We start from the raw sequence: 26,380 nt of genomic DNA, 5'->3' as shown, positions 1-26,380 counted from the left end.
GATTAATTCGAAATTTTTTTGCGAAGATGTTCGAGAAAAGTCACGCAAAGCCCGGCTATCAGCGCCCAGAAGGCGGAGCCGATGCCGAAAAATGCCATGCCGGAGGCTGTCACAGCAAAGGTTATGGTCGCCGCAAGCCGCTCCTGTTCATCCTTGAGCGCCAATGACATCGCATTGATGAAAGGGCCTGTCAGCGCCAGACCGGCAACAAGGGCGATGAGTGTCACCGGCAATACGGCGAAGATCGCGACCAGTGATGCCCCGAAAAGGGCAAACACCACATAGATCGCGGCATAGACCGGGCCGGTGAGCCAGCGCCTGGCAGCATCGGGATGGGCGTCTGGATTGGTGCAAAGCGCTGCCGAAATCGCGGCAAGGTTGGTGGTCGACGCGCCGAATGGAGCCGTCAGCAGTGAAAACAGGCCGGTTACGCGCAGGCAGGCGCTGGTCGGCGGCTCATAGCCGGAAGCGCGCAGCACGGCGAAACCCGGCAGGTTCTGAGACGCCATGGTCACCAGATAGAGAGGGATCGCAATGCCGACCATCGCACCCATGTGGAACTCGGGCCAGATGAGGGTGAGCGTGGAAATCTCAGGCGCGGGCAGGGCGGGCGACCGCCCCGTGACCAGAGCAAAGACCATGCCGATGACCAGAACGGCAATGACGGCGAGCGACGGATTGAACAGGCGGATGACGAAAAACAGCGCCACCAGCGGCAGAACGAAAACCGGATCGCCGGGCACGGTCTTGGCGGCGGCAATGACGAAACTGAGCAGCACGCCTGCAAGCATGCCCGATGCAACGGAAGCCGGGATGCGCGAAACGAGCACCGACAACTGGCGGATAAGCCCGGTGGCGACGAGCGCCAGTGCAGTCACGATGAATGCGCCGACTGCTTCCGGCATGCTGAAACCGGCGCTGGCTCCGATGAGCGCCAGGCCCGGTGTGGACCAGGCTGCGATGATCGGCATCTTGTAGCGGATACTGAGCCAGGCGGATGAGGCGGCAATCGCAAGGCATATCGCCGTGACCCAGCTTGCGGTTTCGGCCTGTGTGGCGCCCAGCACCTGCGCGGCCGCAATGATGAGCGCCAGCGTGCCGCCGAAGCCGACAATGGCTGCGACTGCGGAGGAAGCGAAAACCGAAAACCGCATGACTGTGCTCCGTTACGATTTTTCGCCGATGCGTTCCGCCAGACCGGACACGGTGCGGATGAGGAGATCGAGATCCTGCGGTCGCGACAGGCGATGGTCGCCATCACGCACGAGCGTCAGGGTCACGTCGTCGACGGGCAGGTGTTCCACCAGCGTGAGCGCGTGCCTGTAGGGAACATCCGGGTCCTGCATGCCCTGCAGGATGTGGACCGGACAGCCGGTCTCGATGATGCCGTTGAGAACCAGGTTCTTTCGTCCGTCCTCGATCAAGGCGCGGGTATAGATATAGGGATTGGGCGAATATTCGGAGGGTTCTTCGAAATAGCCTTTTTCCTGAAGATCGTTTTTCTGCGCTTCGGAAAGCGTGGGCTCGACAAGCACGGCGGTAAAATCAGGAGCGGGTGCTATCAGCACGATCCCGGCGGGCGGGCTGCCTTCCTTCATGAGTTCCTGCGCCATGCGCAGCGCAATCCAGCCGCCCATGGAGGAGCCGACCAGAATCTGTGGGCCTTTGGCATATTTGCGATAGACGGCGAGGCTTTCGTTCAGCCAGCGCGAGATGGTGCCCTGATTGAAATCGCCGCCGGAGGAGCCGTGGCCGGAATAATCGTGGCGTAAGGCGCTGTGCCCGGTCTCCGCCGCCCATTCGTCGAGAACGACAGCCTTGGTGCCCAGCATGTCCGAACGATAGCCGCCGAGCCAGACGACACCCGGAGACTTGCTTCCGGCTCTGTGATGCAGCGCGATTTTCGCTCCGTCCACGTCGATGAATTCCGGCCCCGCAACGTTCATGTCAGATCTCCTCGATTTGCGGGATTGTTTTGGCATGTTCGGAAAAGAGAGAAAACCCGCCATCTGAAGCGAGGCCCTTGAAATGACGGCAGATGTGACCGATATGCCGCTTGTCCGCCGCGAAATGATGATAAAAAGAACGTTTATCACGCGGGGGTGATTTTTCCTGACAAAGATGCTATTGACTTCGCCGCCTGCTTGACGACATTTCCGCGATCAACTGCGGTTTGATCGGGGACATGCCGTCTGGCAGCAAGCATCCGACCGCATGAGACGTAACAATTAGGAGATAACGACCATTCGCCGACCCTTTAGAGCGACGCCGGTTCAGAAAGACGGACCGCGCTCCAACCGTGATATCCGGGTTCCCCGGGTTCAGCTTATCGATGCCGAAGGCCAGAACCATGGTGATGTTTCCATTCAGGAAGCGCTGGCCATGGCGGAAGAAGCCGGTCTCGATCTCGTTGAGATCGTGCCGAATGCCGAGCCTCCGGTTTGCAAGATCGTCGACCTCGGCAAGCTGAAGTATCAGAATCAGAAAAAGGCCGCCGAAGCGCGCAAGAAGCAGAAAACGGTTGAAATCAAGGAAATCAAGATGCGACCGAACATCGACACCCATGACTATGAGGTGAAGATGAAGGCTGCTCAGCGTTTCTTTGAGGAAGGCGACAAGGTCAAGGTTACCTTGCGTTTCCGCGGACGCGAAATGGCGCACCAGGAACTTGGCATGAAGCTTTTGCAGCGCGTCAAGGAAGACACTGTTGAAATCGCCAAGGTCGAGTCCGAGCCGAAGCTTGAAGGCCGTCAGATGATGATGGTTCTCGCTCCGCGCTGAACATTTCGAAATGCCTTGGAAAAGCCGCCTTCGGGCGGCTTTTCATTTCCCCGGACAATTTTGGGATCATGGAACTGCAATGAAGACTTTGGGCGAACTGGGGAAATATCAACAGCGGCGGCGTTTCGCGATCGGTGCGGTCATCGTGCTTCTGGTGGTGGCGCTGCTTTTTGTAGGCTCGCGGTCGACCGGGCATTTTCATGAATATATCGAAGCTTTCGGTCTCAGTCTGATCGTTGCAGCCATTATCGGTCGCATGTGGTGCACGCTCTATATCGGCGGGCGCAAGAGCGCGGAAATCGTGCAGAGCGGTCCCTATTCGGTCACGCGCAATCCGCTCTATGTCTTCAGCAGCATCGGTGCGATGGGTATTGGCGCGCAGACCGGCAGTCTCACCATCGCCATCACTTTCGGCGTGCTTTGCTATCTCGCTTTCTCGGTCGTCATCCGGACGGAAGAGAAGTTCCTGAAGCAGAATTTTGGCAAGCCTTATGAAGCCTATTGCGCCAGTGTTCCGCGATTCTTCCCCCATCCTTCGCTTTTTCGTGACGACAAGGAACTGATCGTCCGCCCCGACCGGCTTTACCGCACGTTCACGGATGGTCTGGTGTTTTTCGTCGCCTATCCGTTTTTCGAGTTCGTGGAATATTTGCAGGACACCAATGTCCTGCCGGTGCTTCTGCATCTTTATTGACGTCCGGAGTGCGATTCAGCCCAATTCGGGCATTGCGTTTTGCGGTCTTTGAGCCTATAAGGCCGCGTTCGAACCGCCCGGCAGGGCATGCCGTGGCGGTTTCGTATGCTTTTCGGGCTTGGTCAGTCCGGAAGTGAAAACAGAGTTCCGGTCGGTCGCAGATACCGATGCCGCTTGAAGCAAGAGGCGTTGAGTGCCGCAGGCACGACGGGGACTAAACAAAGGAGTAGCAAAATGCCCAAGATGAAGACCAAATCGGCCGCCAAGAAGCGGTTCAAGATCACCGGCACCGGCAAAATCAAGGCCGCAGCTGCTGGTAAGCGTCATGGCATGATCAAGCGTTCGAACAAGTTCATTCGCGATGCACGCGGCACCATGGTTCTCGCCGATGCCGATGCAAAGATCGTGAAGCAGTTCCTGCCGAACGGCCTCTAAGATTAGTCTGAGAAGGAGATCATAACATGGCACGCGTAAAACGCGGCGTTACCGCCCACGCAAAGCACAAGAAGGTTCTGGATCAGGCTGCTGGTTTCCGTGGCCGTCGCAAGAACACCATCCGCACCGCCAAGGCTGCAGTTGACCGTTCGAAGCAGTATGCTTACCGCGACCGCAAGAACCGCAAGCGCTCGTTCCGCGCTCTCTGGATCCAGCGCATCAACGCTGCTGTCCGCGAGCAGGGCCTGACCTATGGCCGTTTCATTGACGGTCTTGCCAAGGCTGGCATCGAGATCGACCGCAAGGTCCTGTCCGACATCGCAATCCACGAACCGGATGCGTTCGGTGCGCTGGTTGCATCGGCAAAGAAGGCTCTCGAGTACCTCAAGAACACCGAGACGCCGAACGCTTTTGAAGGCGCTGTCCGCTAAGCCAGCCGCCTTTCCCAAGCAGTATCGATAAATTTGGGGACCCGCGCTGGCTTGGCTGGCGCGGGTTTTCCCTTTTGGGGAGTTCAAACCGGGCATGAAGGATGAACCGGGCAAGCTGCGACTGGATCTGGATGCGGACGATCTCCGCAGCCTGCTGGTTCTGCTCGTCCAGAGCCAGGGCAAGCGCATTTCAAGCGCTGTCATCGGCGGCCATCGTGTCTGGATCAAACGCTATGATGCCGAAAGGCGTCCGCTCCCGAAGCGTCTGCACAGCCTGATTTCGCCGCTTCTTCCATACCCCTTCCTGCGCAGCCCGAAGGATGTCGGAGAAGCAGGCATGGCCGACCGCGAAGAGCGCAAGATGAGTGCTTTCCTGCAGGCTGGCTTCCAGGTGCCAAGGATCGTCTACCGCCATGGAGCGGTGATGGTTTTGAGCGATGTTGCACCGATCATCCAGGATCGGCTCGACCATCTGCGCCATGATGACCCGCAAGGACATGACGCGCTTCTCATCCATTGCGCGCGTGCTTTGGCTGACGCGCATGCGGCCGGGCTTTGCCACGGGCGTCCGCACCCGCGCGACTTCTTCGAGAAGAATGGCATTGCCGGTTTTCTGGATTTCGAAGAGGAGCCGGAGACGGTCATGCCGCCTGCCGCCGCGCAGGCGCGTGATGTCTGGCTGCTGTTCTTCCAGATCACCGCGCAGGCGCGCCTTGCAGAGACGCCGCAACAGGCATTCGCAGCTTACCGGGCGGTAGCACCGGCAGCAGTGCTTCCGGAATTGAAGAAAATCGTCGGATTTTTCCGATTTACCATCGCGCCGTTGCGGCTGTTCCGCCGCATTTTTCTCGGCGGCGATGGAAGACGGCTTCTGCAGGCGATGGAATTTTTTAACGCAAATCTTGATGCGTCTCACCAATCAGGTCAAAGAGAGTAACGACAAGGCTTCTTTGGCTGCACAGCAAAATATGTGGAGCGCCGCAGGCGCGACAGGGATTGAACCAAGAGGCGTGGAGCGCCGCAGGCGCGACAAGGATTGAACCAAGAGGCGTGGCGTGCCGCAGGCGCGACAAGGATTGAACCAAGAGGCGTGGCGTGCCGCAGGCGCGACAAGGGATGTGAACCAAGAGGCGTGGAGCGCCAAAGGCGCGACAGGGATTTAAACAAATGAGTGATCTAGAACAACTCGAACGGCAGATTCTCGAAGACATCGCGGCGGCGGCTGACGAGCCGGCGATTGAAGCCGTGCGCGTCGCGGCCCTTGGCAAGAAGGGCTCGGTTTCGGAAAAGCTGAAGACGCTGGGCAGCATGACGCCGGAGGAACGCCAGGCGCAGGGCCCGGCCATCAACGGCTTGAAGAACCGGGTTACCGAAGCGCTGACCGAGCGCAAGACCGAGTTGCGCCGTCAGGCGATTGCAGCGCGCCTTGAGCGCGAAAAGGTCGATGTAACGCTGCCTGTCCGCGAAAGCGCTGCATCGCGCGGCCGCATTCATCCGATCTCGCAGGTGATCGACGAGATCACGGCAATCTTCGCCGATATGGGGTTCTCAATTGCCGAAGGCCCGGATATCGAAACCGACTATTATAATTTCACCGCGCTGAACTTCCCTGAAGGCCATCCGGCGCGTGAAATGCACGACACGTTCTTCTTCAATGCGGACGAGAAAGGCGAGCGCAAGCTTCTGCGCACCCATACCTCGCCGGTGCAGGTGCACACGATGGAGAAGTTTGCTGCGATCCGCGACAAGGAAGGCCGCGACGAGCCGATCCGTATCGTCATCCCCGGCAAGACTTACCGCATGGATTCCGACGCGACCCATTCGCCGATGTTCCATCAGGTCGAGGGGCTGGTGGTCGACAAGTCGGCCAATGTCGCCAACATGAAGTGGGTTCTGGAAGAGTTCTGCAAGGCCTTCTTTGAAGTGCCTTCGGTGAAGATGCGCATGCGCCCGAGCTTCTTCCCCTTCACCGAGCCATCGGTTGAAGTGGACATCCAGTGCGACCGTTCCGGCCCGCATGTGAAGTTCGGCGAAGGCAATGACTGGCTCGAAATTCTGGGCTGCGGCATGGTGCATCCCAATGTGCTGCGCGCTTCCGGCTATGACCCGGACGTTTATCAGGGCTTTGCCTGGGGCATGGGGATCGACCGCATCGCAATGCTGAAATACGGCATGCCTGATCTGCGCGCCTTCTTCGACGCCGATGTGCGCTGGATCGAACATTACGGTTTCCGTCCGCTCGACATTCCGACGCTTTTCGGCGGACTGAGCGCATGATGCAACTGCCCGAACCTTATCGCGATGCCGTGACCTTCGCCTTTGGCGATTCGCCGGAACTCGCCGATGAGCTGCTTGCGCTGGTGCTCGCGGGTCGGAAGACCGCGACCTGTGCCGCGCTTGCCTCATTCGGGGAAGACGGCGAGCCGATGCCGGTCATCGGACGTCGCGATGTGGTTCTGGACGGTCGGGGCCGCCCTGCCGTGGTGATAGAAACCGTCGAACTGACGGTCCGCCGCTTTGATGAAGTTGATGCCGCGTTTGCGGAAGATGAGGGGGAAGGCCCACTGGATGACTGGCGAAAAGGGCACGAAGCCTATTTTCGCCGCAACGGCGGCTTCTCTCCGGACATGAAATTGCTTTGCGAGCGCTTTCGCGTGGTCGAAGTGCTCAAACGCTGAAATTTAGGAAAGAACACGATCATGAAATTCACGCTTTCCTGGCTCAAGGATCACCTTGAAACCGATGCGACACTGGACGAAATCGTCGAGAAACTGACCGATATCGGTCTGGAAGTGGAATCGGTCGATGACCGCGCAGCTTTCAAGGCCTTCAAGATCGCCAGGGTTTTGACGGCAGTCCAGCATCCGGATGCCGACAAGCTGCGCGTGCTTTCCGTCGATGCGGGCGACGGCAAGCCGGTTCAGGTGGTCTGCGGTGCCCCCAATGCACGGGCCGGTCTGGTCGGTGTTCTGGGCCGTCCGGGCGACTATGTTCCCGGCCTGGATGTCACGCTTTCCGTCGGCAAGATTCGCGGTGTTGAAAGCTTCGGCATGATGTGTTCCGAGCGCGAGCTGGAGCTTTCCGACGAACACAATGGCATCATCGACTTGGCCGAGGATGCTCCGGTCGGCACCAGCTTTGCGACCTATGCCGGGCTGGACGATGCGGTGATCGAGATTGGCCTGACGCCAAACCGCGCAGACTGCACCGGCATTCATGGCATCGCACGCGATCTTGCAGCGGCCGGTCTCGGCACGCTCAAGAACACGCTGCCGGAAGTCGTGAAGGGCGAGGGCGAAACCCCGGTCAAGGTCATTCTGGATCAGGATGCGGAGCACCCGTTCTGCACCGGCTTCGCGCTGCGCATGGTCAAGGGCGTCAAGAATGGCCCAAGCCCGAAATGGATGCAGCAGCGTCTCAAGGCGATTGGTCTGCGTCCGATCAATGCGCTGGTGGACATCACCAATTACGTGACCTTCGATCAGGGCCGTCCGCTGCATGTCTTCGATGCGGCCAAGGTCAAGGGCAATCTGACGGTGCGTGCCGCGAAGGATGGCGAAACCATTCTCGGCCTCGACCAGCGGGAATATAAGTTCAAGCCCGGCATGTATGTGATCGCCGATGAAAACGGTCCCGAATCGATTGCCGGCATCATGGGCGGTGAACATTCGGGCTGCGATGAGAACACCACCGATGTGCTGATCGAGTCCGCTCTGTGGGACCCGCGCATGATCGCACGCACGGGTCGCGAACTCGGCATCGTTACCGATGCGCGCTATCGCTTCGAGCGTGGCGTTGATCCGGAAATGATGGTGCCCGGAGCAGAAATCGCGACCAGGCTGGTGATGGAACTGTGCGGCGGCGAGCCAACGGTTCTCGATGTTGTCGGCTATGGCAAGCCGGAGCCGCGCGTGGTCGATTTCCCGGTGTCGGAAGTCAAGCGCCTGACGGGCATCGACGTGCCCTACGAAACGTCGCTCGATATTCTGAAGCGCCTGGGCTTCGGGGTCGAAGGCGATGGGAAGGTCATCAAGGCAATTGTTCCGTCATGGCGCGGCGATGTGGAAGGCAAGGCCGACCTCGTTGAAGAAGTCATGCGCATTCACGGCATCAACCGGATCGACCCACAGCCGCTGCCAAGCCATGGCGCGGTCAACGGCCGTATCCTGACGACATTGCAGATCAGGACGCGTCATGCCCGCCGCATGCTCGCCTCGCGCGGCATGATGGAAGCTGTGACCTATTCCTTCATTTCTGAAGCGCAGGCGAAGGCGTTTGGCGGCGGTAAGCCGGAACTGAAGCTGGCGAACCCGATCGCGGCCGATATGTCGGACATGCGCCCGTCGCTGCTGCCGGGGTTGCTTGCCGCTGCCCAGCGCAACGCAGATCGCGGTTTTGGCGATACGGCGCTGTTCGAGGTCTCGGGCATCTATGAAGGCGACACACCGGATAGCCAGCGTCGCGTTGCTGGTGGCGTGCGTCGCGGTACGGCCAAGGTCGACGGCTCGGGCCGTTTCTGGGCCGGCAATGCAGCGCCCGTCGGCGTGTTCGACGCCAAGGCCGACGCGCTCGCAGCACTGGAGGCCACCGGTGCGCCTGTTGACCGCATCCAGATCGAGGCTGGCGGTCCCGAATGGTTCCATCCGGGCCGCTCGGGTACACTGAAACTCGGGCCCAAGGTCGTGCTTGGTTACTTCGGCGAGTTCCATCCGGATACGCTGGAAGCGCTTGATGTTTCGGGCGCGCTTTGCGGCTTTGAAGTCTATATCGACGCGATCCCTGAGCCGAAGGCGAAATCCACACGCACCAAGCCTGCGCTCAACCTCTCGCAGTTCCAGAGCCTCAAGCGCGATTTCGCGTTCGTGGTGGACGCAGACGTGGAGGCGGGCAATGTCGTGAAGGCAGTCTCGACTGCCGACAAGAAGCTGATTGTCGGCGTTCAGGTCTTTGACGTGTTCACGGGTGCATCGCTCGGCGAAGGCAAGAAGTCCATTGCGGTCGAAGTGCTGTTGCAGCCCCAAGACCGCACATTGACGGATGAAGATCTGGAAGCGCTGTCGAAACAGGTCGTGGCAAGCGTCGCCAAACAGACCGGCGGCGTTCTTCGCGGGTAAAACCGCCATGTGATGAAGTTGAAAGCGCCAGCCCGATGAGTTCGGGCTGGCGCTTTTTGCATTTGGAAATATGATCGTGGAATTATGTAATATATTTTTGAATTTATAATCGCCGGAAAAGGATAGATATGCGCTATTTTCAGGCCGTACTCATTTTGTTTTTGTTTTCTCTTTCGGGGTTGTCTTTCAGTACGGCGTCCCCGCAATCAAGGCTGGATGAAATCACTGCCCGTGGTGTGCTGAAAGTCGGCACACCGGGCGATTACAGTCCGTTCAGCTTCAAGGACCCGAAGACCGGAGCGTTCACTGGACTTGATATTGACCAAGCCCAAAGTCTGGCAAAGGCTCTGGGTGTGCGTCTGGAAATCGTCGAGACATCCTGGCCAACACTCACGCAGGATTTTCGCGACGACAAGTTCGACATCGCGATGGGTGGTGTTTCCATCACCCTGGAGCGGCAGAAGATCGGTTTGTTTTCGCATCCCTATCTGGAGGATGGAAAGGCCCCGATTGCACGCTGCGCCGACAAGGATAAATTCAGGACAATTGCCGAGATCGATAAGCCCGGCGTCAAGGTTATCGCCAATCCGGGCGGCACGAACTCGATCTTCGTCCATGACAATATCAAACAGGCGCAAATCATCCCATGGAAGGACAATAAGAGCATCTTTGATGCGCTTGCCGCTGGAGAGGGCGATGTGATGATTACCGACGGTGCGGAAACGCACTATCAGCAGAAGCAGCATCCCGGCATTCTATGCGCTGTTGATGTGGAGAAGCCATTCAACCATATCGACAAGGCTTACTGGATACAGCCCGATCCATACTGGGCTGCATTCGTCGACCAGTGGATCGACCTGTCGGAAAGGGATGGCAGCTTTGATGCGATCCGTGACAAGTGGCTCAACTGACGAGATTGGAGCATTTCCAGCAAAACTGTGAAACGTCTACGCGGGGAAATCAGTTCACTGGACTGATTTCTTATCCCGCTTCGATGCGTTGGATAATGCGATAAAACAAATAGTTAGAGCGGTTCCGGCGATTCTGTCAGAACAGGAACCGCTTTAGGCTTCCCGCTCGTATGGGTGGGAATGGCCATCAATGCCATATCGATGATCTTCTGCACCGCGGCGCGCGAATTGCCGTCGCGGGCTTCAAAAGAAATGCTCTGCTGGATCATGTGATAAAATTCGGTCATCTGCACGATATCGGAGTCGGCCGGCAGGTCGCCCGCGGCTACCGCTTGCTGCAGGCGGTTTGAAAGCCGCTCATGATTGGCGCGACGGATGGCCTGGAGAAATTCCTTCACAGGTACATTCTCCGGTTTGCACTGGATCGAGCAGACGCTGATCATGCAGCCGCCCGCCGGGCAGGCAAAGGCGCTGTCGGCGGATTTCTCCAGCCATTGGCGCAGGCCGTCATGAATGGTGGGCGCATTTTCCAGCGCGTCGAAAGGGACGGCGCCGATGGTGCGGCGATAATAGTCGACAGCTTCACGAAATGCCTGCTCCTTGTTGCCGAACGCGGCATAGAAGCTTGGCGGCGTGATGCCGATGGCGGTCGTGAAATCGTTGATCTGGGCGCAGTCATAGCCCTTGGCCCAGAAAACCTTCATCACCTTGTCCAGCGCCGCATCGCGGTCAAAGCTGCGCGGACGTCCGCGTGGAACCATTTTTCTCCCTTTCTATAATCATCCTTATATAATTCTCTTGACCCCTTCGGGCAAGTCGATATTAATTATGTAATCAATACTATATAAATAGGATTCGTCCCATGAACGATACGTGCGATTCTGCCCTGGCGGCGGAAGGGGTCCCTGCGTCCGCGCAAAAGGCGCGGGCAATCCCGCTCGTCGTCTATTGCCTCAGTCTCGGCGTTTTTGCGCTCACGACTTCCGAACTCATGATTTCGGGAATGCTGCCCTCCCTCCAGGTGGCGTTCGACCGTTCCATTGCCGATATCGGCAATCTCATCTCGCTTTACGCGCTGGGCATGATGATCGGCGGGCCGCTGGTAACGATATTGTTTCTGGCGCTGAAGATCGAGAACAAGCGCGGGCTCCTGCTGTTGCTGGTCTTTTATGCGGCCGCGCAAAGTGTAGCCGCTTCCACAAGCAGTTTTCAGGTTCTGCTGATCGCCCGTGTGCTGACCGGCATGGCTGCGGCCACGAGCTTCGGGTTGATGCTTGCCATCACGGCGCAGCTTGTCGGACCGGAACTGCGCGGGCGCGCTTCCTCGCTCGTCTTCGCAGGCCTCATGCTTTGCACCGTCTTCGGCGTCCCCATCGCAACGGCAATCACCAATGCGTTCGGCTGGAGGGCGAGCTTCTGGGCCATTGTTGTTCTGATCCTCGTCTGTGCGCTCGTCATTGCAATCAAGATCGAATCTTCGCCCGATGCGCCGCAGGCCGATCTGCGCTCCGAGCTGAAGGAAATGCGCAAGCCGAAACTCTGGGCCGCCTACGCCACAAGCGCGCTGGTCATCGGTTCTTCCTTCGCCGTCTACAGCTATCTGTCGCCGATCACGGTGCAGCTTGCAGGTTTCTCGGCCATGCAGGTGCCATTGCTGCTTGCCGTTTACGGCGGCGCCAATATCGTCGGCAATTATGTCACCGGGCGCTTTGCGGATCGCCACACGATCCCGACCATCGCCATCGGCCTCGTTCTGATGCTGTCTGCGATGCTGATTTTTGCGCTTTTCGCAGAATTGAAGCCTGCTGCAATTCTCGCCATCGTGATGATCGGCCTGACGGGCATTGCGCTCAACCCCGCCTTCATTGCGCGGGTGATGCGGATCGCTCATCCCGGAGCGCTGGTGAACGCGATGCATGCATCGGTCATCAATATCGGTCTGGGGCTCGGGCCGTGGATCGGCGGACAGGCGATGGAGGCCGGTTATGGCCTGCATGCGCCGCTATGGGTGGGTTTCGCCATGACGCTAGGCGGGCTTCTGACGCTCGCTCCGCCAGCCTTGCGCCGGATGTAAAAAGGAAGGGAGCCCGTGAGGCTCCCTTTTTGTTTGGGGCATCCAATCAGAGACCGGTCAGCGCAAGCTGGTGTTCATTGTAACGCTCGCCTGCAATCAGGTTCGGCGTGGACACTTCGTCCAGGCGTTGCAGGTCTTCCGGCGTCAGTACGACTTCGACGGCTTTCACATTGTCTTCCAGATGGCGGATTTTGCGCACGCCGGGGATTGGCACGATGAAATCACCCCGGCTCAATACCCAAGCCAGCGCCAGTTGTGCGGGCGTAACCTGCTTTTCCTGCGCGATCTCCAGGATGCGATCCACCTGCCGGTTGTTGGCTTCCAGATTGCCCGGCTGAAAACGCGGCAGCGTCTTGCGGAAATCGTCTTCTGCAAGGTCCGACTGCGAGCGCACCGTGCCGGTCAGCATGCCGCGCCCGAGCGGGCTATAGGGTACGAAACCAATACCGAGTTCGCGACAGACCGGCAGAACACCCTCTTCCGGATCGCGTGCCCATAGCGAATATTCGCTTTGCAGCGCGGCGATGGGATGGACCGCATGCGCGCGGCGCAGCGTGGAGGCGCCCGCTTCGGAAAGACCGATCGCCCGAATCTTCCCCTCATCGATGAGGTCCTTCAAGGTGCCGACCACATCTTCGATCGGCACGGACGGGTCGACGCGATGCTGGTAGAACAGGTCGATCACATCGATTCCGAGCCGCTTCAGGGAAGCCTCGGCCACGTCGCGAATATGCTCGGGACGGCTATCGACACCCTTCATCTGCCCGTCTTCGATCCTGAAGCCAAACTTCGTTGCAATCGTCACCCGCTCCCTGAAGGGCTTCAGCGCCTTGCCGACGAGTTTCTCGTTCTCGAACGGGCCATAGACCTCCGCCGTATCGAAAAAAGTCACGCCGAGATCGACGGCGCGGTGCAGTGTGCGGATCGCGTCCTGCTCGTCCTGTCCGCCATAGGCATAGGTCATTCCCATGCAGCCGAAACCAAGGGCGGAAACGCTCAATTGCGGGCCGAGTTTGCGCTGTTGCATTGTAGTTCCTTTCGAATGACTGATTGAAAGTACTGAAATTTCTGTGGGAAATCGGGAGGCGAACCGGCTGGAGGCACTTTCGGGGCGGCTGCAGTCCGGAGGGATCATGCCGTGAACCATAAAACAGGGCGATCAGTTCGATAATACCGATTTATTTTCACGGGTTGTTCTGTAATTTATAACAATGAATCGAAGCCAACTGTCCCAGCTTGCCGTTCTTGCCGCCGTTGCCGCGCATGGAAGTTTTCGGGGTGCGGCGCGGGAACTGGCGATTGCCCCCTCTGCCGTCAGCCATGCGGTGGCCACGCTGGAGGACAGTCTGGGCGTGCGCCTTCTGGCGCGCACGACGCGCAGCGTCGCGCCAACGGAGGCGGGCCGCCGGCTTCTGGAGCGGCTTGCGCCCGCGCTGGCGGAAATCGATCAGGCATTGGGCGCCGCGCTGGAGACGAAGGACCGCCCTGCGGGAATCCTGCGCATTTCCGCCCCGCTCGTCGCCACGCAGCTAATGCTTGCGCCTCGCCTTGGTGAATTCGCCCGGCTCTACCCCGACATCACGCTGGATCTGCGCATTGACAACGCTTTCACCGATATCGTCGCTGCCGGTTTCGATGCGGGTGTGCGGCTTGGCGAAAATCTGGAAGCCGACATGATCGCGGTGCGGCTCGGCGGCCCGCAGCGCGGCGCTGTGGTGGGATCGCCAGCCTATTTCGAAGCCCGTCCGGCCCCTTCGCATCCGCGCGATCTGGCGCGGCACCGCTGTTTGCGTCAGCGCTTTCCGGGAGGGCGGCTCTATCGCTGGGAGTTCGAGAAGAACGGCCAGATCGTGGAAATCGGCGTCGAAGGGCCGCTGATCGCCAACGACAACGGCATCCTGCTCGAGGCTGCGCTTGCCGGTGCGGGGTTGGTCTGGCTGTTCGAGGATTATACGCGGGATTTTCTGGCCGAGGGTCGGCTGGTCCGGGTTCTGGAAGACTGGTGCGCGCCCTTCGAGGGTTTCCACCTTTATTATCCAAGCCGCCGCCAGATGCGCCCGGCATTGCGCGCATTCATCGACTTTTATCGCCATGGAACAGGAACCGACAGATGAACACGCTGCCGGAGCATCTGCGCTACGCTGGTCTCCCGTCCTCACGGCAGCGGAATATCTTTTCGCAGATGGTGCTGGAAAGCACGATGCTGGCCGATGCGCTGCATCGGCTGCGAGACCTGGGCGGAAAGGCGTCCGGGTCCTGGCTCGTCTCGGGCGCGCTCTACAACACCATCTGGAACCGGCTGACCGGACGGCCCAACCTGCATGGAATCAAGGATCTCGACATCATCTATTTCGACGGCGGCGATCTTTCCTGGGAAGCGGAGGATGCGGTTATCGCACGGGGCGCCGAGGTCTTTCGCGGGTTTCCGCTTCCCGTCGAGATACGCAATCAGGCACGGGTGCATCTGTGGTTCGAAAAGCGTTTCGGACAGCCTTATCCGCCGCTTCGTTCCGCGACCGAATCCATAGAGCGTTATTCGACGATCGCCCATTGCGTAGGCGCGCGGCTGGCCAAACACGGCGAGACGGGGGAGCATGGGCTCATCATCCACGCTCCTTTCGGTCTCGACGATATTTTTTCGTTTCGCATTCGGCCCAATCGTGCCATCGATAACCGCGAAACGCATGAAATCAAGGCGGCCCGCGCGCTGCAATTCTGGCCGGAACTGACCGTTCAGGGCTGGGACGCGCCGGAGTGAATTCATAAGAACGAGGGAATTGCATGTTTCATTGGGGTATTCTTTCCACCGCCAGGATCGGTGTCACGCAGGTGATTCCCGCACTTTGCGCGTCCGAAAATGGCGTCGTTCATGCCATCGCAAGCCGTGATCAGTCACGTGCCCGATCGGTTGCCGACCGCTTTGGTGCGCAGCTGGCATTCGGTTCCTATGAGGAACTCCTCGCAAGCGACGCCGTCGACGGCGTCTATATTCCGCTGCCCACTTCGCAGCATATCGAATGGAGCCGCAAGGCAGCCGAAGCGGGTAAGCATGTCCTGTGCGAAAAGCCGATCGCGCTCAGGGCCGACGATATCGACCAGCTCATCGCGGCCCGGGACAAGCATAAGGTCACGATAGCCGAAGCCTTCATGGTCTATTACCATCCCCAGTGGATCAAGCTGCGCGAACTTTTGGCCGAAGGCGCCATCGGCAGGCTCCGTCATGTGCAGGGTGTCTTTTCCTATTTCAACGTCGATCCGGACAATATGCGCAACCAGCCGGAACTGGGCGGCGGTGCTCTGCCGGATATCGGCGTCTATCCGACCGTCGTCACCCGTATGGTCACCGGTCAGGAACCGCTGTCGGTCCAGGCGTCGGTGGAATATGATCCCGCCTTCGGCACCGACCGCTATGCCAATGTTTCGGCCCGTTTCGACGGCTTCGATCTGACCTTCTACGTCGCGACGCAGCTTGCAGGACGCCAGACAATGGTTTTCCATGGCGACAAGGGCTTCATCGAAGTCTATGCGCCGTTCAATACCGGTAAATATGGCCACGGCAGCATCGCGCTTTTCGATGCCGGACACACACGAGCGAGCGAATGGTCGTTCGGTGATGCCAATCATTACCAGCTTCAGGCCGAAAGCTTTGTGCGGGCCGCACGCGGCGACAGGGATGCGCGGCTGTTCTCGCTCGAAAATTCCAGGGCGAACCAGAAATTCATCGATGCGATCTATCGTGCGGGCAAAACCGGCGGGAGCGAGACAGTCCGTTGATCCTGTAAGGAATATCGGGCAAGGAATCTGTCTTTGTCCGGTTCTTGTGACTTGCAGTGAAAAACCGCGTTTCTTATATACGCCTCGCACAGGGCATTGATGTGCGTCTGGAAACCGGGACCGGTATCCGGATATGCATCGTGAAAAGAGCATTGTGAAACCGATAGGAACCGCCCATGGAACGCTCGGTAGAGGTCTTGGCGGTTTGCTGAATGGAGAGAAATATGGCTAAAGTTATTGGTATCGATCTGGGAACGACCAACTCCTGCGTATCCGTCATGGACGGCAAGAACGCGAAGGTCATCGAAAATGCCGAAGGTGCGCGTACAACCCCTTCGATCGTTGCATTCAGCGATAGTGACGAACGTCTCATCGGCCAGCCTGCAAAGCGTCAGGCCGTCACCAATCCGGAAGGTACCATTTTTGCGGTCAAGCGCCTGATCGGCCGCCGCTTTGACGACCCGATGGTCGCCAAGGACAAGGATCTGGTTCCATACCAGATCGTCAAGGGCGACAATGGCGATGCCTGGGTTGAAGTCCACGGCAAGAAATATTCCCCGTCGCAGGTCTCCGCGATGATCCTTCAGAAGATGAAGGAAACCGCTGAATCCTATCTCGGCGAAACGGTCACGCAGGCGGTCATCACCGTTCCGGCCTACTTCAACGACGCTCAGCGCCAGGCAACCAAGGATGCCGGCAAGATCGCCGGTCTTGAAGTGCTGCGCATCATCAACGAACCGACTGCGGCAGCGCTTGCTTACGGTCTGGACAAGAACGACGGCAAGACCATCGCTGTCTACGACCTTGGCGGCGGCACCTTCGACGTGTCGGTTCTTGAAATTGGCGATGGCGTCTTTGAAGTGAAGTCGACCAACGGCGACACCTTCCTCGGTGGTGAAGACTTTGACATGCGTCTGGTCGAATACCTCGTTTCCGAGTTCAAGAAGGAAAGCGGCATCGACCTCAAGAACGACAAGCTCGCTCTGCAGCGCCTCAAGGAAGCTGCCGAAAAGGCCAAGATCGAACTGTCGTCCTCGCAGCAGACCGAAGTGAACCTGCCGTTCATCACGGCGGATGCCACCGGTCCGAAGCACCTTGCCATCAAGCTGTCGCGCGCCAAGTTCGAAAGCCTGGTCGACGATCTCGTCCAGCGCACCATCGAGCCTTGCAAGGCAGCACTGAAGGATGCCGGTCTCAAGGCTGGCGAAATCGACGAGGTTATTCTGGTCGGCGGCATGACCCGCATGCCGAAGATTCAGGAAGTCGTTAAGGCCTTCTTCGGCAAGGAACCGCACAAGGGCGTCAATCCTGACGAAGTCGTCGCCATGGGGGCGGCAATTCAGGCCGGCGTTCTGCAGGGCGACGTCAAGGACGTTCTGCTGCTCGACGTGACCCCGCTTTCGCTCGGCATCGAAACGCTGGGCGGCGTGTTCACCCGTCTGATCGACCGCAACACCACGATCCCGACCAAGAAGTCGCAGACCTTCTCCACCGCCGAAGACAACCAGTCGGCCGTGACGATCCGCGTCTTCCAGGGCGAGCGTGAAATGGCAGCCGACAACAAGATGCTCGGCCAGTTCGACCTGGTCGGCATTCCGCCCGCACCGCGTGGCGTGCCGCAGATCGAAGTGACCTTCGACATCGACGCCAACGGCATCGTCAACGTGACGGCCAAGGACAAGGGCACCGGCAAGGAACACCAGATTCGCATTCAGGCATCCGGTGGTCTGAGCGATGCCGACATCGAAAAGATGGTCAAGGACGCCGAGGCGAATGCCGAAGCCGACAAGAAGCGCCGCGAGGCCGTGGAAGCCAAGAACCAGGGCGAAAGCCTCGTTCACTCGACCGAAAAGTCGCTGAGCGAATATGGTGACAAGGTTTCGGCTGACGACAAGAAGGCCATTGAGGATGCGCTTGCAAGCCTCAAGACCGCACTTGAAGGCGATGATGCCGACGACATCAAGGCCAAGACGCAGACGCTCGCCGAAGCTTCCATGAAGCTCGGTCAGGCCATGTATGAAGCCGCTCAGGCTGCTGAAACCGGTGCTGCCGGCGGTAGCGAAGAGAAGGCTTCAAACGACGATGTTGTCGACGCCGATTATGAAGAAATCGACGACGACAAGAAGAAGTCGTAATTTCAGGCTTAATACGCTCAAGCCCGGGGTTTGCCCCGGGCTTTTGCCAATTTTCGAGATGTTCATATTCGCAGGTTTTGTATAAGCCTGCATGCTGGCCGGTGTCGGTGGAATACCGATGGAAATATCGGGCAAAGCCTCCATTTGAAAAATCGCTCTGGCCTGCATACATCTTGAAAAGCACGAGACGGTTTCGGGCAAAGTGGGTGTTGATACTGAAACCAGGAGTGCTCCTCCGACATATGGGTCGGGAAAGGCACTTCGATTGATGAACAATTGGAAACGCTGGCCCCCGACAAGTGTTGAACGCTTTGGGGCGTGTCGCACGAATCTGGGGACCGGTTTCGGGATACGATGTCCGTGAAAACAAAAGGCGCGTTCCTGTCGCCGGGATAACGAACTGATGAAGATCGACTACTACGAAGCTCTGGGTGTTGAAAGAACAGCAGACGACAAGACGCTGAAGACAGCCTTTCGCAAACTCGCCATGGAATATCATCCGGATCGCAATCCGGATAATCCGGAAGCTGAACGCAAGTTCAAGGAAATCGGCGAGGCTTACGAAACGCTGAAGGACCCGCAGAAGCGTGCCGCATATGACCGGTTTGGCCACGCAGCCTTTGAAAATGGCGGTATGGGCGGCGGTTTCGGCAACGGTTTTGCCGGCGGTGGCGGCTTTGCCGATATCTTCGAGGACATTTTTGGCGAGATGATGGGCGGCGGTCGCCGTCGCTCCAATGGCGGACGCGAACGCGGCGCCGATCTTCGCTACAATATGGAAGTGACGCTGGAAGAAGCCTATGCGGGCAAGACCGCGCAGATTCGCGTTCCGACGTCCATCACCTGTGACGAGTGCTCCGGTTCCGGCGCGAAGGCCGGTTCACAGCCGACCACCTGTACCATGTGTTCGGGTTCGGGGCGTGTCCGCGCTGCCCAGGGCTTTTTCTCGGTCGAGCGCACCTGCCCGACCTGTAACGGGCGCGGGCAGATCATCAAGGACCCTTGCGGCAAGTGCCACGGCCAGGGCCGCGTCACGCAGGAACGTTCGCTGTCGGTCAATATTCCGGCAGGCATCGAGGATGGCACACGTATCCGTTTGGCCGGTGAAGGCGAAGCTGGCATGCGCGGCGGTCCGTCGGGCGATCTCTACATCTTCCTTTCAGTCAAGCCGCATGAGTTTTTCCAGCGCGACGGCTCGGACCTTTATTGCAAGGTGCCGATCTCGATGACGACGGCAGCGCTTGGCGGCCAGTTCGAAGTGTCGACGCTCGACGGCACCCAGACGCGGGTCAAGGTTCCGGAAGGCACGCAGAACGGCAAGCAGTTCCGCCTCAAGGGCAAGGGCATGCCGGTCCTGCGGCAGGCAGCCGTCGGCGATCTTTATATACAGATCGACATCGAGACGCCGCAGAACCTGTCCAAGCGTCAGCGCGAACTGCTCGAAGAGTTCGAAAAACTATCCTCGCAAGAGAATAGCCCGAAATCAGCCGGGTTTTTCTCAAGGATGAAAGAATTCTTCGAAGGTATCGGAGAATAGAAATGGGAGCCTTTCGGCTCCCTTTTTTGTTCTTTTCCTTATTCACGCCTTGCTTAGGGAATTCAAAGCGGCATAAACTTGTCCAATAACGACAATGGGAGCAGCGAGAATGGCAGGACAGCTCGGCAGGAAACTGGCCGCTAAGTTCGATGAGGAAATTCGTTTTTTCAAGGGATGGATAGACGGGCCGAAAGCCGTCGGCGCCATTCTGCCCACGAGTTCCGTTACCGCGCGCCGCATGGCGAGCGTCATCGACACCGGTTCCGGCCTTCCGGTTCTTGAACTTGGACCGGGTACGGGCGTCATCACCAAGGCGATCCTGAAACAGGGCGTGAAACCTGCCGACCTTTATTCCATCGAATATTCGCAGGACTTCGTGGATCACCTGAATACGATCTTTCCGGAGGTCAACATCATTCAGGGTGACGCATTCGATCTCGACAGCGCGCTGGGCGAGAAGAAGGACCAGAAATTCGACTGCATCATTTCTGCCGTGCCGATGCTCAATTTCCCGATGGACCGGCGCATCCAGCTCGTGGAAAGCCTGCTTTCGCGCATTCCGCGCGGACGGCCCCTGATGCAGATCACCTATGGTCCCCTGCCGCCGGTTCCCGCCGGCCGCGGCAATTATACCGTTCAGCACTATGATTTCGTGGTGCGGAACGTGCCGCCGGCGCAGCTCTGGGTTTATCGCAGCCCACTGGTGTAAATTCTCGCGAGGCTTTCATGACTGCACGTATTCTCGTCTTCGCGGGTTCGGTTCGCATCGGCGCTTTTTCCGGACATATGGCTGATGCAGCCGAAAAGGAGTTGCGGATGCAGGGGGCTGAGGTCACGCGCATCACGCTCGCCGACTATCCGCTGCCGATCATGGACCAGAACCTGGAAAAGGAACATGGCGTTCCCGAGAACGCGATGAGGCTGGGTCGTCTGTTTGCCCAGCATGACGGGCTGATGATCTGTTCGCCGGAATATAACGCCTCGATCCCGCCGCTTCTGAAAAACACCATCGATTGGGTCAGCCGCATCTCGAAGGATGGCGACCAACCATTCAGGCCTTATGCCGGTCTGACGGTCGGTCTCTGCTCGAGTTCCGACGGCGTTTTTGCGGGAATGCGGGGGCTTTATCACCTGCGCGCCGTGCTGATGAATGTCGGAGTGCAGATCGTCACGGAGCAATGCTCCGTCGGTCATGCATCCATGGCGTTCAATGAGGATGGAACGCTGAAAGAAGAGCGCAGCGCCAGGATGCTTTCTGCTGTCTGCCGGAGCCTCATCACGCGGGTGGAAGAAGCAAAAAGCTGATTCCATCTCTTTCGTAACGGGTCCTGTTGTGCGAAGAGAGTAAAAATCACCACGGAGACTCTCATGACGACGACAGATTTGCGCGATCAGCTGATCGTGGGCCTTGACGTGCCGACTATTACTGAGGCGGAGAAGGTAGTCGAAGAGTTGGGGGACGCCGTTTCCTTCTACAAGATCGGCTATCAACTCGTATTCGCGGGCGGCCTCGATTTCGCAAAAAGCCTCGTCGCGGCGAAGAAAAAAGTCTTCCTCGACATGAAGCTCCTCGATATCGACAACACCATTGCAAAGGGCGTCGAAAATGTCGCGAAAATGGGCGTTTCCATGCTCACGCTTCATGCCTACCCGAAAGCGATGCGGGCAGCAGTGGAAGCCGCAAGGGGATCGAACCTCTGCCTCCTGGGCGTTACGGTTCTGACCTCAATGGACAATGCCGATCTGCGGGAAGCCGGATATTCCGACGATGCGGAAACGCTGGTGCTGAAGCGGGCCCGTCAGGCGCGCGAGGCGGGCATGGGCGGCATCGTCGCTTCTGCCGTGGAGGCTGCAGCCATCCGTCAGGCGGTCGGTCCGGACATGGCCATCGTCACGCCGGGCATTCGTCCAGCCGGTTCGGAAAAGGGCGACCAGAAACGGGTCATGACACCTGCCGATGCATTGAAAGCCGGAGCCAGCCATCTGGTCGTCGCACGCCCGATTGTCGGCGCGGCTGATCGGAAAGCGGCGGCCCTTGCCATTCTGGAAGAAATGCGCTCGGTTGCATGAAAGAGTTACTGGAGGAGAGAGCATGACCAAAGCTTACTGGATTGCCCGCGTGGACGTCCGTGATCCCGAGCGATACAAGGACTATGTGTCGACGGCGAAACCGGCATTTGAGCGTTATGGCGCAAATTTCATCGCACGCGGCGGCAAGGCTGAAGCCGTTGAAGGGCCGGGCCGCGCCCGAAATGTCATCATCGAATTCGAGACCATGCAGCACGCGCTCGATTGCTACAATTCTCCGGAATATCGGGCGGCGAAGGCGATCCGGCAGACGGTCGCCGATGGCGAGATCATCATCGTCGAAGGTGTTTAGATCAAAGGGCCCCAAGGGCCCTTTTTATTTGTTATTCAGAGTCGAACCGGTGGATCGTGCCGTCCGGCAACTGTGAGATCAAGCAGTAACACCTTTCCGGCATGGGGATCGGACCGGCGGGCCTCAACGTCCAGGCCTTCATGGGTCCGGCCCGACGAAAGCAGAATCGACTTGCAGAAGCCGCCGACTCGTCTGTCGTAATCATCCAGTTCGTTCGGAGAAGGTCTAACTCAGGATCAAGGAGTTGTCCTATTAATCCTGGGTGAAACTATTACAATGCTCGCACCGTTAATGTTTGGATTATCAGAGGTTGTTCGCCTGGGGTGTTTACGGATGGCACTAATGTGAATACCAGTGTTGCAAATTCATCCGCGTAAGCCGTATGAAAAATTTCCAGCGTTTGAGGAAGGATGAGGGTAAAGGCTGTATCGTTTGACATTGTCATGCCACTCATTGGTGGCCCAAAAAATACGACTGTACCTCCGTAATACGGACTGTTTGTATCGACGGTTGTCATACCTTGGGGTGCATTCACCAAGATGTCGAAGCCGCGCCCTTCGTCCGGCCTGTTAAAGCTGATAGTAACGACCAGAGATTTATTGGTTTCGTTGGTAATATCCAGGAACTTGGACGGAATTTGTATCGACATAGAATATCCGTTAGTTTTTCCGGAGTATGTATAGGAATTACTTAAATCAGCGCGGACAGAGGTGTTTATTATATTTTCTCCAGAACCTGGCTCATAATCATATTGCAATGTAGAAATATAATGATAACTAATAGCTTTAGCAGATATTATGGGATTGCCTGACTCATCCGTAAAAAAATAAAAATTCTCTTCTTTGTAACGAATACGATCATCCATTGTCATCGGAAGATCTGGCAAGTTAAGAGATTCCTGCTTTCGTGCCCACACATCCCATAGTCTATCAATATTTGCATGGTGAAGAAAAAATATGGGGTCAACGGGGGACAGGAAATTGGCCATGTAGGCATAAGGGCCTGGGTCTAGAGGGCCTACTCCTCCTATGCAATTATGCACCGAATTATGTGGCTGGCCTTCGAGTATGGAAAAAAACTGCTTTTCCTTTGGCATCACTACATGAGAATCAGTCTTGGCACTGGTGAAGCTAAGGGTAGTATCGGGAGAATAGAACTCTTGTGGTGCTAGCGCATCATTGATAACATTCAACGATACATTTGATTTTGTCCTCTTATCGAGGGAACGTTTCACTAGTGTAAGGTATCGTGAATTATCTGTTGTTGCGAAAGCTTCACTTCCTGGGTCTTTTTTGTCTCCATTATAACCAAGCACAGCTTGCCACATATCGTTAAAGGATTTGTATCCCCGCAGCTCCATCTGATAGTCTTGCATTGTACCCATGCTGCTCCAGAAGGAAGCAAGGGAGGGCTTGATAAAATCTGTAAAAACTGCCTCGTCTTGTGTATATGGGAGATAGGCTTTATCAGTTGGTGTTAATACACCATCAAACATACTTGCTGGAATTTCAGGGTATTCCGTCCAATCCCAGTAAGGTAGTGTGAATAGTATGTCACCGCTGAGTTTTCGAATGATGTTCTCAAACCAATATAGATAGGCACGGTGCCAAACTGGAAACCACCAATTGCCGTGGGGGCAGTCAAAAAAATGAATAAATGCGTGTCTGAACCAATTTCTTCTATCGCTAGCGGACAAATTAAGCATGGCTTGTATGCCTTTTTTATAGCTGGCCAGCATTGCTTGACCATTGTCCGTTAAAACGTTGTAGCGTCTATATTTGGCTTGCTCTATAGAGTGCGGGTTTGGATTATTTGATAATGTCGGCACAATATTTCCTTATGCAATTAAGTTAAAATGTAGAATTATATAATATCTTAAAAATAATGTTCTTGTATGCCGATAGAAGCTAGGCGTAAGGGCGGAAAATTGGAAGATTTATTCACATAATTATGTATTGCTGCTGAATTGGCTTCTTTCTGCGAAAGACAGTGCTTCACTGCGATCCGGAGTTTTTGATCCCGGCGCTCGATAATTCAAGAAAGCATGAGATGTTCCAGGTAGGCTTTTTATAAGAATACCGGCGGATCGTGCCGTCCGGCAACTGTGAGATCAAGCAGTAACACCTTTCCGGCATGGGGATCGGACTGGCGGGCCTCATCGTCCAGGCCTTCATGTGCACTTGTCACGATCAGCGCCGTCGCATTCGGCCCGACGAAAGCTGGGCACGATGGCTGGCCCACAGGCAGTGGAACAGAGCGGATCAGGCGGCCTTGCGGTGAATAGGCATTGAGCGATCTGCCGCCCCAGCAGGCATTCCACAGCGTGCCTTCGGCATCAACGACTGAGCCATCGACGCCGCCCTCTTCGGTTCGATGGTGGAAGACGCTTTTGTCGGATACCGGCAATCCGGTTTCGGGGTCCGTATCAACCCGCCAGATGATGTTGCGATCCGTATCGGCAAAATAGGCGATCTTTCCGTCAGGGGAAAAGCAGATCGAATTGGTGATCGTGATGCCGGAAAACAGCTTTTTCACCTGGCCTTCGCGATACCACCAGATGGAGCCTGCATCGGGTTCGGCTTTTTTGCCCATCGTGCCGATCCAGAACGATCCCGAAGGATGCACGCGCGCGTCGTTGGAGCGGGTGACTTCATTGTCTGCTTCAAGCGGGTGATGAAGGGTGAGGCGCCCGTTGGCGCGCTCACGAATGAACAGGCCATGTTCGCTGACGATCAACTGCCGGTCGCGGTCGATCACGGCGAGAGCGCTCGCTTTCATGCCGAGCGCATGGACGTGGGTTTCGCCGCTGTCCCAGTTCTTCTCGATCAGTTTCTGGCCGAGAATGTCGAACCACCAGACATTTCCGCTCAAGGGATCATAGCCGGGACCTTCGCCCAGTTCTGCTACATGGTCGGCAAACAGCGTAGTTCTAACAACGGTCACATTTTCCTCCCGAAACGCCAGCAGCGATTTGCAGCTACAGTGCCAGCATAAACAATGGATGAAAACTGATCCAGTTCAGCTTCACGCACTGAAAAGGCGCAAGCGAAGTCCACGCCGGATTGAGAGAAAGGACTATGTTGCCCGTTCATTCCGTTTTAGATTTCCCGCAACTTCGAATCGCGAGGAAATCATGGCTCTCAAAGTCGCGGTCCAGATGGACCATATCAGCACGGTGAATATCGCGGGCGATACTACATTCGCCCTTTCGCTCGAGGCGCAGAAGCGCGGTCATGAGCTTTACCATTATACGCCGGACCGGCTTTCAATGCGCGATGGCGTCGTTTCCGCCCGCCTCGAAAAGATGGAAGTGCGCGACATCAAAGGTGATCACTATACGCTGGGCGAGCCAATCCGCCGCGACCTGTCGGAAATGGATGTGGTACTTCTGCGTCAGGACCCGCCTTTCGACATGAACTATATCACCACCACTCATCTTCTGGAGCGGATTCACCCGAAGACATTGGTGGTCAACGATCCGGCATGGGTGCGCAACAGTCCCGAAAAAATCTTCGTGACGGAGTTTCCCGACCTCATGCCGGAAACGCTGATCACCAAGGACCCGCAGGAAGTCATGGATTTCCGTCGCGAGTTCGGCGACATCATCTTGAAGCCGCTTTACGGTAATGGCGGTGCTGGCGTGTTCCATCTGGCCGATGGCGATCGCAACCTGACCTCGCTTCTGGAAATGTTCGGTCAGCTGTTCAAGGAGCCCTTCATTGCGCAGCGCTATCTGAAGGACGTGCGTGCTGGCGACAAACGCATTATCCTGATCGATGGCGAGCCCGTCGGCGCAATCAATCGCGTGCCGTCGGAAACCGATGCCCGTTCTAACATGCATGTCGGCGGGCGTGCCGAACAGAGCAAGTTGACGCCGCGTGAACGCGAGATCTGCGAGCGCATTGGCCCATCGCTGAAAGAGCGCGGCTTCATTCTGGTCGGCATCGATGTGATCGGCGACTACATGACCGAGATCAACGTCACCTCGCCAACCGGCATCCGCGAAATCCAGCGTTTCGACGGAACCAACATTGCGGCCTTGTTCTGGGATGCGGTGGAAGCCAAGCGGTAGAAACCACCACTTCGTTCTCTTATTGTTCTTGAATTCGCCGCT

26 protein-coding genes are annotated in these 26,380 nt (G+C 57.3%); 20 read left to right on the top strand and 6 right to left on the bottom strand.

The window, feature by feature from the left end; translation table 11 throughout:
* Positions 1–2 precede the first annotated feature (2 nt).
* Positions 3–1,154, bottom strand: a complete 1,152-nt coding sequence (locus JNC63_RS13925) for a benzoate/H(+) symporter BenE family transporter (protein WP_063619830.1) — start codon at positions 1,152–1,154, stop codon at positions 3–5.
* 12 nt (positions 1,155–1,166) lie between these two features.
* Positions 1,167–1,946: an alpha/beta hydrolase gene (locus tag JNC63_RS13920; protein ID WP_063619831.1), complete on the bottom strand. Its 780-nt coding sequence runs from the start codon at positions 1,944–1,946 to the stop codon at positions 1,167–1,169.
* A 298-nt stretch (positions 1,947–2,244) separates the two neighbouring features.
* Between JNC63_RS13920 and infC the strand changes: the two genes are divergently transcribed.
* The 9 genes from infC to JNC63_RS13875 all read left to right on the top strand — a co-directional run bounded on the left by infC (position 2,245) and on the right by JNC63_RS13875 (position 10,366).
* Positions 2,245–2,781 carry a translation initiation factor IF-3 gene (infC, locus tag JNC63_RS13915; RefSeq protein ID WP_075041821.1) on the top strand — a complete coding sequence of 179 codons (537 nt, stop codon included), beginning with the start codon at positions 2,245–2,247 and terminating at the stop codon, positions 2,779–2,781.
* Between the two features lie 79 nt (positions 2,782–2,860).
* A complete protein-coding gene (locus JNC63_RS13910; protein WP_063619832.1) occupies positions 2,861–3,475 on the top strand; it encodes a methyltransferase family protein in 615 nt (204 codons plus the stop codon).
* Positions 3,476–3,709: 234 nt separating this feature from the next.
* Positions 3,710–3,910, top strand: a complete 201-nt coding sequence (gene rpmI, locus JNC63_RS13905) for a 50S ribosomal protein L35 (protein ID WP_006473268.1) — start codon at positions 3,710–3,712, stop codon at positions 3,908–3,910.
* 26 nt (positions 3,911–3,936) lie between these two features.
* Entirely contained in the window at positions 3,937–4,341 is a 405-nt protein-coding gene (gene rplT, locus JNC63_RS13900; protein WP_006468099.1) for a 50S ribosomal protein L20, read from the top strand.
* A 94-nt stretch (positions 4,342–4,435) separates the two neighbouring features.
* Positions 4,436–5,278, top strand: coding sequence for a lipopolysaccharide kinase InaA family protein (locus JNC63_RS13895; protein ID WP_063619833.1), 843 nt, complete (start codon positions 4,436–4,438; stop codon positions 5,276–5,278).
* Between the two features lie 230 nt (positions 5,279–5,508).
* Complete coding sequence (pheS, locus tag JNC63_RS13890) at positions 5,509–6,618, top strand: phenylalanine--tRNA ligase subunit alpha (RefSeq protein ID WP_021587586.1); 1,110 nt, start codon at positions 5,509–5,511, stop codon at positions 6,616–6,618.
* Positions 6,615–7,019, top strand: coding sequence for an ASCH domain-containing protein (locus tag JNC63_RS13885; RefSeq protein ID WP_021587587.1), 405 nt, complete (start codon positions 6,615–6,617; stop codon positions 7,017–7,019). The genes pheS and JNC63_RS13885 overlap by 4 nt, the downstream gene beginning before the upstream one ends.
* 21 nt (positions 7,020–7,040) lie before the next feature.
* Positions 7,041–9,455 (top strand): phenylalanine--tRNA ligase subunit beta, encoded by a 2,415-nt coding sequence (gene pheT, locus JNC63_RS13880; RefSeq protein ID WP_063619834.1) that lies wholly within the window; start codon positions 7,041–7,043, stop codon positions 9,453–9,455.
* Between the two features lie 128 nt (positions 9,456–9,583).
* Positions 9,584–10,366 carry a transporter substrate-binding domain-containing protein gene (locus tag JNC63_RS13875; RefSeq protein WP_063619835.1) on the top strand — a complete coding sequence of 261 codons (783 nt, stop codon included), beginning with the start codon at positions 9,584–9,586 and terminating at the stop codon, positions 10,364–10,366.
* A 113-nt stretch (positions 10,367–10,479) separates the two neighbouring features.
* On the opposite strand, the gene JNC63_RS13870 is transcribed toward JNC63_RS13875, so the two are convergent.
* On the bottom strand, positions 10,480–11,127 hold the full coding sequence (locus tag JNC63_RS13870) for a TetR/AcrR family transcriptional regulator (RefSeq protein WP_063619836.1): 648 nt from the start codon (positions 11,125–11,127) through the stop codon (positions 10,480–10,482).
* A 101-nt stretch (positions 11,128–11,228) separates the two neighbouring features.
* Between JNC63_RS13870 and JNC63_RS13865 the strand changes: the two genes are divergently transcribed.
* On the top strand, positions 11,229–12,440 hold the full coding sequence (locus tag JNC63_RS13865) for an MFS transporter (RefSeq protein ID WP_063619837.1): 1,212 nt from the start codon (positions 11,229–11,231) through the stop codon (positions 12,438–12,440).
* A 46-nt stretch (positions 12,441–12,486) separates the two neighbouring features.
* Here the strand turns inward: JNC63_RS13865 and JNC63_RS13860 are convergent, their stop codons facing one another.
* Positions 12,487–13,467, bottom strand: coding sequence for an aldo/keto reductase (locus JNC63_RS13860; RefSeq protein ID WP_063619838.1), 981 nt, complete (start codon positions 13,465–13,467; stop codon positions 12,487–12,489).
* 184 nt (positions 13,468–13,651) lie between these two features.
* On the opposite strand from JNC63_RS13860, the gene JNC63_RS13855 reads away from it, so the two are divergent.
* From JNC63_RS13855 to JNC63_RS13815, 9 genes are all read left to right on the top strand, one after another.
* Positions 13,652–14,554, top strand: coding sequence for a LysR family transcriptional regulator (locus JNC63_RS13855; protein WP_063619839.1), 903 nt, complete (start codon positions 13,652–13,654; stop codon positions 14,552–14,554).
* Complete coding sequence (locus JNC63_RS13850) at positions 14,551–15,198, top strand: nucleotidyltransferase family protein (protein WP_063619840.1); 648 nt, start codon at positions 14,551–14,553, stop codon at positions 15,196–15,198. Before JNC63_RS13855 ends, JNC63_RS13850 begins: the two co-directional genes overlap by 4 nt.
* A gap of 23 nt (positions 15,199–15,221) precedes the next feature.
* Positions 15,222–16,214, top strand: a complete 993-nt coding sequence (locus JNC63_RS13845; protein ID WP_063619841.1) for a Gfo/Idh/MocA family protein — start codon at positions 15,222–15,224, stop codon at positions 16,212–16,214.
* Between the two features lie 224 nt (positions 16,215–16,438).
* The gene (dnaK, locus tag JNC63_RS13840; protein WP_021587596.1) at positions 16,439–18,349 is read left to right on the top strand and encodes a molecular chaperone DnaK; all 1,911 of its coding nucleotides are present in this window, start codon (positions 16,439–16,441) and stop codon (positions 18,347–18,349) included.
* A gap of 403 nt (positions 18,350–18,752) precedes the next feature.
* On the top strand, positions 18,753–19,886 hold the full coding sequence (dnaJ, locus tag JNC63_RS13835; RefSeq protein ID WP_006468111.1) for a molecular chaperone DnaJ: 1,134 nt from the start codon (positions 18,753–18,755) through the stop codon (positions 19,884–19,886).
* Between the two features lie 109 nt (positions 19,887–19,995).
* Positions 19,996–20,595, top strand: a complete 600-nt coding sequence (gene pmtA / locus JNC63_RS13830) for a phospholipid N-methyltransferase PmtA (protein ID WP_006472612.1) — start codon at positions 19,996–19,998, stop codon at positions 20,593–20,595.
* A gap of 17 nt (positions 20,596–20,612) precedes the next feature.
* Positions 20,613–21,191, top strand: coding sequence for an NADPH-dependent FMN reductase (locus tag JNC63_RS13825; RefSeq protein WP_021587598.1), 579 nt, complete (start codon positions 20,613–20,615; stop codon positions 21,189–21,191).
* A 63-nt stretch (positions 21,192–21,254) separates the two neighbouring features.
* The gene (gene pyrF / locus JNC63_RS13820; protein WP_063619842.1) at positions 21,255–21,956 is read left to right on the top strand and encodes an orotidine-5'-phosphate decarboxylase; all 702 of its coding nucleotides are present in this window, start codon (positions 21,255–21,257) and stop codon (positions 21,954–21,956) included.
* A 22-nt stretch (positions 21,957–21,978) separates the two neighbouring features.
* Complete coding sequence (locus JNC63_RS13815) at positions 21,979–22,266, top strand: DUF1330 domain-containing protein (protein ID WP_063619843.1); 288 nt, start codon at positions 21,979–21,981, stop codon at positions 22,264–22,266.
* A gap of 271 nt (positions 22,267–22,537) precedes the next feature.
* On the opposite strand, the gene JNC63_RS13810 is transcribed toward JNC63_RS13815, so the two are convergent.
* Both JNC63_RS13810 and JNC63_RS13805 read right to left on the bottom strand, forming a co-directional pair.
* Complete coding sequence (locus JNC63_RS13810) at positions 22,538–24,094, bottom strand: tyrosinase family protein (RefSeq protein WP_138725251.1); 1,557 nt, start codon at positions 24,092–24,094, stop codon at positions 22,538–22,540.
* Positions 24,095–24,333: 239 nt separating this feature from the next.
* Positions 24,334–25,209 (bottom strand): SMP-30/gluconolactonase/LRE family protein, encoded by an 876-nt coding sequence (locus tag JNC63_RS13805; RefSeq protein ID WP_374846417.1) that lies wholly within the window; start codon positions 25,207–25,209, stop codon positions 24,334–24,336.
* A gap of 190 nt (positions 25,210–25,399) precedes the next feature.
* Between JNC63_RS13805 and gshB the strand changes: the two genes are divergently transcribed.
* Complete coding sequence (gene gshB, locus JNC63_RS13800; protein WP_063619846.1) at positions 25,400–26,338, top strand: glutathione synthase; 939 nt, start codon at positions 25,400–25,402, stop codon at positions 26,336–26,338.
* Positions 26,339–26,380: the final 42 nt, after the last annotated feature.

Origin of the sequence: Brucella ciceri (assembly GCF_041930145.1) — a bacterium.
In the GTDB taxonomy this organism is placed as follows: domain Bacteria; phylum Pseudomonadota; class Alphaproteobacteria; order Rhizobiales; family Rhizobiaceae; genus Brucella; species Brucella intermedia.
The sequence above is the reverse complement of the archived record's forward strand: the minus strand, read 5'-3'. Positions and strand labels throughout refer to the sequence as shown.

Coding starts and splice junctions, on each gene's coding strand:
- JNC63_RS13925 (WP_063619830.1), bottom strand. CDS start 1,154: ATGCGGTTTTCGGTTTTCGCTTCCTCCGCAGTCGCAGCCATTGTCGGC.
- JNC63_RS13920 (WP_063619831.1), bottom strand. CDS start 1,946: ATGAACGTTGCGGGGCCGGAATTCATCGACGTGGACGGAGCGAAAATC.
- JNC63_RS13910 (WP_063619832.1), top strand. CDS start 2,861: ATGAAGACTTTGGGCGAACTGGGGAAATATCAACAGCGGCGGCGTTTC.
- rpmI (WP_006473268.1), top strand. CDS start 3,710: ATGCCCAAGATGAAGACCAAATCGGCCGCCAAGAAGCGGTTCAAGATC.
- rplT (WP_006468099.1), top strand. CDS start 3,937: ATGGCACGCGTAAAACGCGGCGTTACCGCCCACGCAAAGCACAAGAAG.
- JNC63_RS13895 (WP_063619833.1), top strand. CDS start 4,436: ATGAAGGATGAACCGGGCAAGCTGCGACTGGATCTGGATGCGGACGAT.
- pheS (WP_021587586.1), top strand. CDS start 5,509: ATGAGTGATCTAGAACAACTCGAACGGCAGATTCTCGAAGACATCGCG.
- JNC63_RS13885 (WP_021587587.1), top strand. CDS start 6,615: ATGATGCAACTGCCCGAACCTTATCGCGATGCCGTGACCTTCGCCTTT.
- pheT (WP_063619834.1), top strand. CDS start 7,041: ATGAAATTCACGCTTTCCTGGCTCAAGGATCACCTTGAAACCGATGCG.
- JNC63_RS13875 (WP_063619835.1), top strand. CDS start 9,584: ATGCGCTATTTTCAGGCCGTACTCATTTTGTTTTTGTTTTCTCTTTCG.
- JNC63_RS13870 (WP_063619836.1), bottom strand. CDS start 11,127: ATGGTTCCACGCGGACGTCCGCGCAGCTTTGACCGCGATGCGGCGCTG.
- JNC63_RS13865 (WP_063619837.1), top strand. CDS start 11,229: ATGAACGATACGTGCGATTCTGCCCTGGCGGCGGAAGGGGTCCCTGCG.
- JNC63_RS13860 (WP_063619838.1), bottom strand. CDS start 13,467: ATGCAACAGCGCAAACTCGGCCCGCAATTGAGCGTTTCCGCCCTTGGT.
- JNC63_RS13855 (WP_063619839.1), top strand. CDS start 13,652: ATGAATCGAAGCCAACTGTCCCAGCTTGCCGTTCTTGCCGCCGTTGCC.
- JNC63_RS13850 (WP_063619840.1), top strand. CDS start 14,551: ATGAACACGCTGCCGGAGCATCTGCGCTACGCTGGTCTCCCGTCCTCA.
- JNC63_RS13845 (WP_063619841.1), top strand. CDS start 15,222: ATGTTTCATTGGGGTATTCTTTCCACCGCCAGGATCGGTGTCACGCAG.
- dnaK (WP_021587596.1), top strand. CDS start 16,439: ATGGCTAAAGTTATTGGTATCGATCTGGGAACGACCAACTCCTGCGTA.
- dnaJ (WP_006468111.1), top strand. CDS start 18,753: ATGAAGATCGACTACTACGAAGCTCTGGGTGTTGAAAGAACAGCAGAC.
- pmtA (WP_006472612.1), top strand. CDS start 19,996: ATGGCAGGACAGCTCGGCAGGAAACTGGCCGCTAAGTTCGATGAGGAA.
- JNC63_RS13825 (WP_021587598.1), top strand. CDS start 20,613: ATGACTGCACGTATTCTCGTCTTCGCGGGTTCGGTTCGCATCGGCGCT.
- pyrF (WP_063619842.1), top strand. CDS start 21,255: ATGACGACGACAGATTTGCGCGATCAGCTGATCGTGGGCCTTGACGTG.
- JNC63_RS13815 (WP_063619843.1), top strand. CDS start 21,979: ATGACCAAAGCTTACTGGATTGCCCGCGTGGACGTCCGTGATCCCGAG.
- gshB (WP_063619846.1), top strand. CDS start 25,400: ATGGCTCTCAAAGTCGCGGTCCAGATGGACCATATCAGCACGGTGAAT.